The following is a 10,414-nucleotide window of genomic DNA, read 5'->3' as shown; positions in this document are numbered from 1 at the left end:
GCACACGGCCGAGCGCGTCGAGCGTGGCGACGGTCTCGGCGCCGGGCAACGGCTTCGCGGCATCGAGCAGCGCGGCGAGCGCCTCGCCGGTCGACAGCATCGGCGCACGCGGCGCCGCGGGATTCGGATTCGACATCGATGGAATCGGGGATCGTTGGATTCAATACGTCATTGTAGCGACGCCGTCGCGCGGGCGCGCGATATGGCCGACATGCGGAAACTGTGATTCGCGCGAATGCGCCGGTCTGACACTTGTTTCGTCCGCATTGTGACGACCGCTGCTTGGCAACTGCCAAACGAAACGGCCGGAACCCCGATCCGTTCGACGAATCGGCATTCCGGCCGTTGTGCGCAGCCGGGCCCGTGGCCCGGCCGTGCGTCATGCGCCCGTATGGGCCGCGATGAAGTCCTTCACCTGCTGTGCATCGGCACTCACGACCTCGAAACGCTGCGGCAGCGCCTCGAGCCCGTCGAATGCGGCCGGCCGCTCGGCTTCGCGATCGAGTGCTTCGCGAATCGTCTCGCCGAACTTGATCGGCTGCGCCGTCTCGAGCACGACCATCGGCACGCCGGCGTCGAGATGCTCGCGCGCGACCTTCACGCCGTCGGCCGTATGCGTATCGATCATCGTGTCGTAGCGCGAGAACACGTCGCGGATCGTCGCGATGCGGTCCGTGTGGCTGCTGCGGCCCGACACGAAACCGAACTCGGCGACGCGCGAGAAATCGCCGCTTGCCGCGAGATCGAAGCCGCCCTTCTCCTCGACGTCGCGGAACAGCTGCATCACGCGTGCCGGATCGCGGCCGAGCAGGTCGAACACGAAGCGCTCGAAGTTCGACGCCTTCGAGATGTCCATGCTCGGGCTGCTCGTGTGATAGGTGTTCTCGGCGCTGCGCACGCGATACGCGCCCGTGCGGAAGAACTCGTCGAGCACGTCGTTCTCGTTGGTCGCGACCACGAGCTTCGCGATCGGCAGCCCCATCATCCGCGCGATGTGACCTGCGCAGACATTGCCGAAGTTGCCCGACGGCACCGTGAACGACACGCGCTCGGCGTTGGATTGCGTGGCCGCGAAGTAGCCCTTGAAGTAGTACACGACCTGCGCGACGACGCGCGCCCAGTTGATCGAGTTGACCGTGCCGATCTTCTGCTGCGCCTTGAACGCATGATCGTTCGACACGGCCTTCACGATGTCCTGGCAATCGTCGAACACGCCTTCGACCGCGAGGTTGAAGATGTTCGGGTCCTGCAGACTGAACATCTGGGCCGTCTGGAACGCGCTCATCTTCTTGTGCGGCGACAGCATGAACACGCGCACGCCGGCCTTGCCGCGCATCGCGTATTCGGCCGCGCTGCCCGTGTCGCCGGACGTCGCGCCGAGAATGTTCAGCGTCTGCCCGTGCTTCGCGAGCGTGTACTCGAACAGGTTGCCGAGCAGCTGCATCGCCATGTCCTTGAACGCGAGCGTCGGGCCGTTCGACAGTTCGAGCAGCGAGATCGGCGCGCCGTTCTCGGTGCCGAGCGTCTTCAGCGGCGTGATGTCGGACGCGTTCTCGCCATGGCGCGTGTTGCGGTACACGTCGGCCGTGTACGTGCGACGCGTGATCGCGCGCAGGTCGTCGGCCGGCACGTCGTCGCAGAACTTCGACAGGATCTCGAACGCGAGATCCGCGTACGACAGCGTGCGCCAGCGTGCGAGCTCGTCGGCGGACACCGTCGGATACTCGGCCGGCAGGTAGAGCCCGCCGTCCTTCGCGAGACCGCCGAGCAGGATGTCGGAGAACGTGTGGCGCTCGCCGATGCCGGCGCCGCGCGTGGAGATGTAATTCATGTCGTCCTCAGCTCAGTTCAGCGCTTCCATGCGCAGCTTCGTCACCTTCGATACCACCGTCGCGAGGCTCTCGATCTGCGCGATCGCCGCATTCACGTTCTTCTCGACCGTGACGTGCGTGATCAGGATGATGTCGGTTTCGCCCTTCGCGTCGTCGATCTGCTCCGATTCCTTCTGCAGCAGCGCGTCGATCGAGATGCCCGATGCGGCGAGGATGCGCGTGATGTCGGCCAGCACGCCGGTTTGATCGGCGACGCGCAGGCGCAGGTAGTAGCCGCTGGTCACTTCTTCGATCGGCAGGATCGGCGTGTTCGACAGGCTGTCGGGCTGGAACGCGAGGTGCGGCACGCGATGCTCCGGGTCCGCCGTGTGCAGGCGCGTGACGTCGACGAGATCCGCGACCACGGCCGATGCGGTCGGCTCCGCGCCCGCGCCCTTGCCGTAGTACAGCGTCGTGCCGACCGCGTCGCCGTGCACGACGACCGCGTTCATCGCGCCCTCGACGTTCGCGAGCAGACGCTTCTCCGGGATCAGCGTCGGATGCACGCGCAGCTCGATGCCGTTTTCGGCGCGGCGCGTGATGCCGAGCAGCTTGATCCGGTAGCCGAGTTCTTCCGCGTAGCGGATGTCGGTCGCGTCGAGCTTGCTGATGCCCTCGACGTACGCGCGCTCGAACTGCACCGGCACGCCGAACGCGATCGCGCTCATGATCGTCGCCTTGTGCGCGGCGTCGACGCCTTCGATGTCGAAGGTCGGATCGGCTTCCGCGTAGCCGAGCTCCTGCGCGGCCTTCAGCGCGGTCGCAAAGTCGAGCCCGCGATCGCGCATTTCCGACAGGATGTAGTTGGTCGTGCCGTTGATGATGCCCGCGATGTACTGGATGCGGTTCGCGGTCAGGCCTTCGCGCAGCGCCTTGATGATCGGGATGCCGCCGGCGACGGCTGCCTCGAACGCGACCATCACGCCCTTCGCACGCGCGGCCTCGAAGATCTCGGTGCCGTGCACCGCGAGCAGCGCCTTATTGGCCGTCACGACGTGCTTGCCGTTCGCGATCGCGCGCAGCACGAGCTCGCGCGCGATGCCCGTGCCGCCAATCATCTCGGCGATGATCGCGATCGACGGATCATCGACGACTGCGTTGAAATCGTCGGTGATCTGCGCGGCGCCGGCGTCGCCGCCAAGCGCAGCCAGCGCCTTGGCCGGGTTGCGCACCGCAATGCGCGTCACCTCGATGCCGCGCCCCGCGCGTCGCTTGATTTCTTCCTGGTTGCGGCCCAGCACCGTGAAGGTGCCGCTGCCTACCGTGCCGAAGCCCAACAGGCCAACTTTGATCGGTTCCATGCTGCGTGTGATCGATGAGTAAGAAATAGTGAGAGCCGTGTGGTCGTGCCGCTCAGGCCGAATGGCGCTTGCGGTAGCCGTCGAGGAAGCGTGCGATCCGGTTGATCGAATCGGTCAGGTCGTCGAGGTTCGGCAGGAAGACCACGCGGAAGTGATCCGGCGTCGTCCAGTTGAAGCCCGTGCCCTGTACGAGCAATACGCGCTCCTCGAGCAGCAGGTCGAGAATGAACTGCTGGTCGTTCTGGATCGGATAAAGCTTCGGGTCGAGGCGCGGGAACATGTACAGCGCGGCCTGCGGCTTCACGCAGGTCACACCCGGGATCGACGTGAGCATGTCGTACGCGAGCTCGCGCTGCTTGTACAGGCGCCCGCTCGGCACGATCAGCTCGTTGATGCTCTGGTAGCCGCCGAGCGCCGTCTGGATCGCGAACTGCCCAGGCACGTTCGCGCACAGGCGCATCGACGACAGGATGCCGAGCCCCTCGAGGTAGTCCTTCGCGCGCCGGCGGTTGTCGCCGCCGAGGCCCGACACGGCCATCCAGCCCGCGCGGTAGCCGCACGAGCGATAGCTCTTCGACAGGCTGTTGAACGTGACGGTAATCACGTCCTCCGACAGCGAGCCCAGCGCCGTGTGCTCGAGGCCGTCGTAGACGATCTTGTCGTACACCTCGTCGGCGAACACGATCAGCCCGTGCTCACGCGCGATCGCGAGCAGCTCGAGCAGCAATTCGTCTGAATAAAGCGCACCCGTGGGGTTGTTGGGGTTGATCACGACGATCGCCTTCGTGTTCGGCGTGATCTTGCGGCGGATGTCGTCGAGATCCGGCATCCACGCGTTCTGCTCGTCGCAGATGTAATGCACCGGCGTGCCGCCCGACAGGCTGACCGCCGCCGTCCACAGCGGGTAGTCGGGGGCCGGCAGCAGCACTTCGTCGCCGTCGTTCAAGAGCCCCTGGGTCGCCATCACGATCAGCTCGGACGCGCCGTTGCCGATGTAGATGTCGTCGAGGCCGACGCCCACGACGCCCTTTTCCTGCGTGTAGTGCATCACGGCCTTGCGCGCCGAGAACACGCCCTTCGAATCCGAATAGCCGGACGACGTCGGCAGGTTGCGGATCATGTCCTGGATGATCTCGTCCGGCGCGTCGAAACCGAACGGCGCGAGATTGCCGATGTTCAGCTTGATGATGCGGTGGCCTTCTTCCTCGAGGCGCTTCGCGTGCTCGAGCACCGGGCCACGGATGTCGTAGCAGACGTTGAGCAGCTTGTTCGACTTCTGAATCGGTTTCACGACGACACGGTTCCTGGGTTGGCCTCGCGGCCGGGGGGACGGGATCAAAACTGGAAAGCGGCCGGTCTGTGCGCGCTGTCTAGACTGGGAAAAAGCGGGCGGTCGGGCGCGGCTTGTGGCGACGCGCGACGCAAGTGGCGCCCGGGGGCGACCAAAAAGTTATAATTTAGCGGATTTTGGCTGACTTTCGCAATGCACCATAGCCGCGTCGGGCCCGCGCCGTCAGGCGTCCCGCGTGCTCAGGCAAGCGAAACCGGCCATCCGGGCCCGTGTGGCCCTGCGACACATTCCCCTACGGAACCGCGGAATACCGATTTGAAACTGCACCAGGACGCGAGCGGCGCGCTCAACACCGTCACCGGCTACGGCCCCGATTATGTCGACGTCAATCTCGAACGCCACGAAACGAGCGTCATCGTGCTGCCCGGCGCGCCGGTCCAGGCATGGCCCGTGTCGTCGTTCGACGCGCTCGCGCCCGAGCATTTCGCGATGCTGCTCGACCCGACACCCGAACTCGTGATCTTCGGCAGCGGCGCGCGGCTGCGCTTCCCGCACCCGCGGCTGGTCGCGGCGCTCACGGCCAAGCGGATCGGCGTCGAGACGATGGATTTCCAGGCCGCCTGCCGCACCTACAACATCCTGATGGCCGAGGGCCGCAAAGTCGCCGCCGCGCTCTTAATTGAACGTTAATCCCCGATGCGGTAAAACTCGGGCCGGCGCAGCGGGTCGATCCCCCGGATCGGCCCGGCCAGGCCGCCCGCCCCCGGCGCAACCCGCCGGCGGCCCGTCACAATAACCAACAGGCTGAAAATCCATGAACGATACGCCGTCGAGGCTACCGCTCAATCGCATCACGCTCGTCCTCCTCGTCGTCGCACTCGCGATCGTCTGGTTCGCGCCGCTCGGGCTGCGCCACCTGATCCCGAGCGACGAAGGCCGCTACGCGGAAATGGCGCGCGAGATGTTCGTCACCGGCGACTGGATCACGCCGCGCTACAACGGCTACAAGTATTTCGAGAAGCCGCCGCTGCAGACCTGGCTGAACGCGCTCACGTTCGCGTGGTTCGGCATCGGCGAATGGCAGGCGCGCCTCTACACGGCCGTCGCGAGCTTCGCAGGCATCCTGCTGGTCGGCTACACCGGCGCGCGCCTGTTCAACCCGCTGTCGGGCTTCCTCGCCGCCGTCGTGCTCGCGTCGTCGCCGTACTGGAACCTGATGGGCCACTTCAACGCGCTCGACATGGGGCTCGCGTTCTGGATGTCGCTGTCGCTGTGCTCGCTGCTGCTCGCGCAGCGGCCCGGGCTGCGCCCGGCCGCGGCGCGCGGCTGGATGTGGGCGTGCTGGGGCGCGATGGCGTTCGCGGTGCTGTCGAAGGGCCTCGTCGGCCTGATCCTGCCCGGCGCCGTGCTCGTGCTCTACACGCTGATCGCACGCGACTGGGCGCTGTGGAAGCGCCTGTACCTGGTGAGCGGCCTCGTGATCTTCTTCGCGATCGTCACGCCGTGGTTCGTGCTCGTCCAGCAGCGCAACCCCGAGTTCTTCAACTTCTTCTTCATCGTCCAGCAGTTCCGCCGGTACCTGACCCCGGAACAGAACCGCCCGGGCCCGCTCTACTACTTCGTGCCCGTGCTGCTGGTCGGCTTCCTGCCGTGGCTGTCGGTCGCATGGCAGAGCCTCCGCCATGCGCTGCGGATGCCGCGCCAGCCGAACGGCTTCTCGCCGATGCTCGTGCTGCTGATCTGGAGCGCATTCATCTTCCTGTTCTTCAGCGCGTCGCATTCGAAGCTGATCTCGTACGTGCTGCCGGTCGCGCCGGCGCTCGCGCTGATCATCGGCGCGTATCTGCCGCTGATGAGCGCCGACCGGTTCCGCCGCCACCTGCTCGGCTACCTCGTATTCCTCGTCGTCGCGGCGTTCGGGATCATCTTCCTTGCATACCAGGGCGATGCCCGCACGCCGAACGCGCTGTATCGCGCGTTCCAGATGTGGCTGTACGCGGGCCTCGCAGTCGCAGCCGTGCTGACGCTCGCGGCCGCCTGGCTGAACCGCCGCGCGGGCGTCGCCGCCGCACTCGCCGCGTTCGGCGCCGCCTGGCTCGCGTTCGGCACGATCGGCGGCACCGGTCACGACGAATTCGGCCGCTACAGCTCGGGCGCGCTGCTCGCGCCGGCGGTGCGCGCCGAACTGGCGAAACTGCCAGCCGACACGCCGTTCTACTCGATCGAGATGCTCGATCACACGTTCCCGTTCTATATGGGCCACACGACGATCATGGTCCAGCGCCAGGACGAGCTGGCGTTCGGGATCTCGATGGAGCCCAACAAGTGGATTCCGACCGTCGACGAGTGGATCACGCGCTGGAAGCAGGAAACCCATGCGCTCGCGATCATGCCGCCCGGCCAGTACGACACCCTGGTCAAGCAAGGCGTGCCGATGCGCGTGATTGCACGCGACAACCGCCGCGTGATCGTCGAGAAACCGCAATCGTAAGGACGCCCGCCGCATGAATCCCGTTTCGTTCGTCTGCATCATCACCGGCGTGATGCTCAACGCCTGTGCGCAACTTCTGCTGAAAGCCGGCGTCAACGCCGTTGGACACTTCGAATTCAGCCGTGCGAACATCATCCCGGTTGGCCTGAAGATCGCGACCCAATTGCCGATCATCGGCGGCCTGGGCTGCTACGTGCTGAGCGTCGTGGTCTGGATCGTCGGGCTGTCGCGGGTCGACGTGTCGATCGCGTACCCGATGCTGTCGCTCGGCTACGTCGTCAACGCGTTCGCGGCCTGGTACCTGTTCGGTGAAGTGCTGTCGGTCCAGCGGCTCGTCGGCATCGGCATCATCCTGATCGGCGTGCTGGTGCTCGCACGCAGCTGAGCACGCCGCGCCGCGCGCGTTAAGCGTCCGCCTACAAAAAATCACGGTGCGATTCCGCCAACCGGTGTTTAATGCCGGTTTCGGCCGGGATCGCCCGACCCTTTTATTACACGCCATTACAGGCCAACGCGTACATGAGCCAGACTACCGCTCCGTTTCTGCCGTTCACCCGCCCCGAGATCGATGAGGAAACCATCCAGGGCGTCGTCGAAGTGCTGCGCTCGGGCTGGATCACCACCGGCCCGCAGAGCCAGAAATTCGAAGCGGCGCTGTCCGAGTACTGCGGCGGCCGTCCGGTCCGCGCGTTCAATTCGGGCACATGCACGCTGGAGATCGGCCTGCGCATCGCGGGCGTCGGTGCCGGCGACGAGGTAATCACGACGCCGGCGTCGTGGGTCTCGACCAGCAACGTGATCATCGAGACGGGCGCGACGCCCGTGTTCGCCGACATCGATCCCGTCACGCGCAACATCGACCTCGACAAGCTCGAGCAGGCGATCACGCCGCGTACGAAGGCGATCATCCCCGTGTTCCTGTCCGGCCTGCCGGTCGACATGGACCGCCTGTACGCGATCGCCCGCGCGCACAAGCTGCGCGTGATCGAGGATGCGGCGCAGGCATTCGGTTCGACGTGGAACGGCAAGCGCATCGGCGCGATCGGCGACATCGTGTCGTTCAGCTTCCACGCGAACAAGAACCTGACGACGATCGAAGGCGGCGCACTCGTGCTGAACAACGAGGAAGAAGCGACGCTCGCGCAGAAGTACCGGCTGCAGGGCATCACGCGCACGGGCTTCGACGGGATGGACTGCGACGTGCTCGGCGGCAAGTACAACCTGACCGACGTCGCCGCACGCGTCGGCCTCGGCCAGTTGCCGCACCTCGAACGCTTCACCGCGCAACGCAGCGCGCTCGCACGCGCCTATTTCGCTGCGTTCGACGGCAGCGCGGCCGTGAAGCTCGGCGTCGGCCTGCCGGTTGCCGACTTCGAGAACAGCAACTGGCACATGTTCCTGATCACGCTGCCGCTCGAGCGGCTGACGATCACGCGCGCCGAGTTCATGGCGCAACTGAAGGAACGCGGCATCGGCACGGGCATCCACTACCCGGCGATCCATCTTTTCACGCTGTACCGTGCACGCGGCTTCAAGGAGGGCATGTTCCCCCACGCCGAGCGGTACGGTGCGTCGACCGTCACGCTGCCGCTCTTCACGCAGATGACGGAAGGCGACGTGCGTCGCGTGGTCGACGCCATCAACCAGATTTGCGAACAATACGGAAAATAAGCGTACATGAGTCACCTTGAAGCACGCGCCGGGCATCCGGTCGCCGGGCAGCCGGAAGTATCGATCATCATCCCCGTGTACAACGAGGAAGACGGCCTCGCTGCGCTGTTCGCGCGGCTGTATCCGGCGCTCGACGCACTCGACACGTCGTACGAAGTGATCCTGATCAACGACGGCAGCCGCGACCGCTCGGCCGCGATGCTCGCCGATCAGTTCCACGTACGCCCCGACACGACGCGCATCGTGCTGCTCAACGGCAACTACGGCCAGCACATGGCGATCCTCGCGGGCTTCGCGCAATCGCGCGGCGAAATCGTCATCACGCTCGACGCCGACCTGCAGAACCCGCCCGAGGAAATCGGCAAGCTGATCGCGAAGATGCGCGAGGGCTACGACTACGTCGGCTCGATCCGCAAGCAGCGCCAGGACAGCCTGTGGCGGCGCAAGGCGTCGCAGATGATGAACCGTCTGCGCGAGCGCATCACGCGCATCAAGATGACCGACCAGGGCTGCATGCTGCGCGCCTACAGCCGCCGCATCATCGACACGATCAACGTGTGCGGCGAAGTCAACACGTTCATCCCCGCACTCGCATACACGTTCGCGCAGAACCCGACCGAAATCGAGGTCGCGCACGAGGAGCGCTTTGCCGGCGAATCGAAGTACTCGCTGTACAGCCTGATCCGGCTGAACTTCGACCTCGTGACGGGCTTCTCGGTCGTGCCGCTGCAGTGGCTGTCGTTCATCGGCGTGATCCTGTCGATCGGCTCCGCCGCGCTGTTCGTGCTGCTGCTCGTGCGACGCTTCATCGTCGGCGCGGAAGTGCAAGGCGTGTTCACGCTGTTCGCCATCACGTTCTTCCTGCTCGGCGTGATCATCTTCGCGCTCGGCCTGCTCGGCGAATACGTCGGCCGCATCTACCAGCAGGTGCGTGCACGGCCGCGCTACCTGATCCAGGCCGTGCTCGAGCAGCACGACGGCGTGCCGGCGGTGCCGGCCGGCGTGAACCGCTCGGGAGCCGCGCAATGAAGCCGCGCGCAGTCGTCTTCGCGTATCACAACGTCGGCGTGCGGTGCCTGCAGGTGCTGCTCGCGCGCGGTGTCGACGTCGCACTCGTCGTCACGCACGAGGACAACCCGAACGAGAACATCTGGTTCGGCAGCGTCGCGTCCGTCGCGGCCGAGCACGGCATTCCGGTGCTCACGCCGGCGGATCCCGCCGATCCGGCGCTGCGCCGCGCGGTTTCCGACGCGCAGCCGGACTTCATCTTCTCGTTCTACTACCGGCACATGCTGCCGGTGGACCTGCTCGCGATCGCGCCGAAGGGTGCGTACAACATGCACGGGTCGCTGCTGCCGAAATACCGGGGTCGGGTACCGACCAACTGGGCGGTGCTGAACGGCGAAACCGAAACCGGCGCGACGCTGCACGAGATGGCCGCGAAGCCCGACGCGGGCGCGATCATCGGCCAGACCGCGGTGCCGATCCTGCCGGACGACACGGCCACGCAGGTGTTCGACAAGGTCACGGTGGCCGCCGAGCAGACGCTCTGGCGCGTGCTGCCCGCGCTGCTCGCGGGCGAGGCGCCGCACCTGCCGAACGATCTCGCAACCGGCAGCTACTACGGCGGGCGCAAGCCCGAGGACGGCCGCGTCGACTGGTCGAAACCGGCCGCGCAGGTCTACAACCTGGTGCGCGCGGTCGCGCCCCCGTATCCGGGCGCGTTCACGGACGTCGACGGCACGCGTTTCGTGATCGCGCGCGCGCGCCTGGCGGCGCCCGGCAGCGC

At 66.1% G+C, this 10,414-nt stretch carries 9 protein-coding genes; 6 read left to right on the top strand and 3 right to left on the bottom strand.

Annotated elements, in window-relative coordinates:
• Nucleotides 1-379: 379 nt before the first annotated feature.
• Genes thrC through G3N93_RS25715 form a run of 3 tightly spaced genes read right to left on the bottom strand, consistent with a single transcriptional unit; the run spans nucleotide 380 to nucleotide 4,463 of the window.
• Nucleotides 380-1,831, bottom strand: a complete 1,452-nt coding sequence (gene thrC, locus G3N93_RS25725; protein WP_206134233.1) for a threonine synthase — start codon at nucleotides 1,829-1,831, stop codon at nucleotides 380-382.
• A 12-nt stretch (nucleotides 1,832-1,843) separates the two neighbouring features.
• Nucleotides 1,844-3,172: a homoserine dehydrogenase gene (locus G3N93_RS25720; protein ID WP_174941129.1), complete on the bottom strand. Its 1,329-nt coding sequence runs from the start codon at nucleotides 3,170-3,172 to the stop codon at nucleotides 1,844-1,846.
• A gap of 52 nt (nucleotides 3,173-3,224) precedes the next feature.
• Nucleotides 3,225-4,463 carry a pyridoxal phosphate-dependent aminotransferase gene (locus G3N93_RS25715; RefSeq protein ID WP_174941131.1) on the bottom strand — a complete coding sequence of 413 codons (1,239 nt, stop codon included), beginning with the start codon at nucleotides 4,461-4,463 and terminating at the stop codon, nucleotides 3,225-3,227.
• A gap of 315 nt (nucleotides 4,464-4,778) precedes the next feature.
• Between G3N93_RS25715 and G3N93_RS25710 the strand changes: the two genes are divergently transcribed.
• From G3N93_RS25710 to G3N93_RS25685, 6 genes are all read left to right on the top strand, one after another.
• On the top strand, nucleotides 4,779-5,153 hold the full coding sequence (locus G3N93_RS25710) for an Mth938-like domain-containing protein (RefSeq protein ID WP_041492864.1): 375 nt from the start codon (nucleotides 4,779-4,781) through the stop codon (nucleotides 5,151-5,153).
• A 124-nt stretch (nucleotides 5,154-5,277) separates the two neighbouring features.
• Nucleotides 5,278-6,954 (top strand): glycosyltransferase family 39 protein, encoded by a 1,677-nt coding sequence (locus G3N93_RS25705; RefSeq protein WP_206134232.1) that lies wholly within the window; start codon nucleotides 5,278-5,280, stop codon nucleotides 6,952-6,954.
• Between the two features lie 13 nt (nucleotides 6,955-6,967).
• Nucleotides 6,968-7,339 (top strand): EamA family transporter, encoded by a 372-nt coding sequence (locus tag G3N93_RS25700; RefSeq protein WP_011352303.1) that lies wholly within the window; start codon nucleotides 6,968-6,970, stop codon nucleotides 7,337-7,339.
• Nucleotides 7,340-7,473: 134 nt separating this feature from the next.
• Nucleotides 7,474-8,625 (top strand): DegT/DnrJ/EryC1/StrS aminotransferase family protein, encoded by a 1,152-nt coding sequence (locus G3N93_RS25695; RefSeq protein ID WP_174987305.1) that lies wholly within the window; start codon nucleotides 7,474-7,476, stop codon nucleotides 8,623-8,625.
• A 6-nt stretch (nucleotides 8,626-8,631) separates the two neighbouring features.
• Entirely contained in the window at nucleotides 8,632-9,654 is a 1,023-nt protein-coding gene (locus tag G3N93_RS25690; RefSeq protein ID WP_174941137.1) for a glycosyltransferase, read from the top strand.
• Nucleotides 9,651-10,414 (top strand): formyltransferase (locus tag G3N93_RS25685; protein WP_206134231.1); only part of this gene is annotated, 764 nt, incomplete at its 3' end. The genes G3N93_RS25690 and G3N93_RS25685, both read left to right, overlap by 4 nt.

It is taken from the genome of Burkholderia sp. Se-20378 (assembly GCF_017104665.1).
GTDB lineage: Bacteria > Pseudomonadota > Gammaproteobacteria > Burkholderiales > Burkholderiaceae > Burkholderia > Burkholderia lata.
This window is presented reverse-complemented; position numbering and strand designations above follow the sequence as displayed.

What these genes read in the sequence shown, in the direction of transcription:
- thrC (WP_206134233.1), bottom strand. Translation starts at nt 1,831, where the DNA reads ATGAATTACATCTCCACGCGCGGCGCCGGCATCGGCGAGCGCCACACG.
- G3N93_RS25700 (WP_011352303.1), top strand. Translation starts at nt 6,968, where the DNA reads ATGAATCCCGTTTCGTTCGTCTGCATCATCACCGGCGTGATGCTCAAC.
- G3N93_RS25705 (WP_206134232.1), top strand. Translation starts at nt 5,278, where the DNA reads ATGAACGATACGCCGTCGAGGCTACCGCTCAATCGCATCACGCTCGTC.
- G3N93_RS25690 (WP_174941137.1), top strand. Translation starts at nt 8,632, where the DNA reads ATGAGTCACCTTGAAGCACGCGCCGGGCATCCGGTCGCCGGGCAGCCG.
- G3N93_RS25720 (WP_174941129.1), bottom strand. Translation starts at nt 3,172, where the DNA reads ATGGAACCGATCAAAGTTGGCCTGTTGGGCTTCGGCACGGTAGGCAGC.
- G3N93_RS25695 (WP_174987305.1), top strand. Translation starts at nt 7,474, where the DNA reads ATGAGCCAGACTACCGCTCCGTTTCTGCCGTTCACCCGCCCCGAGATC.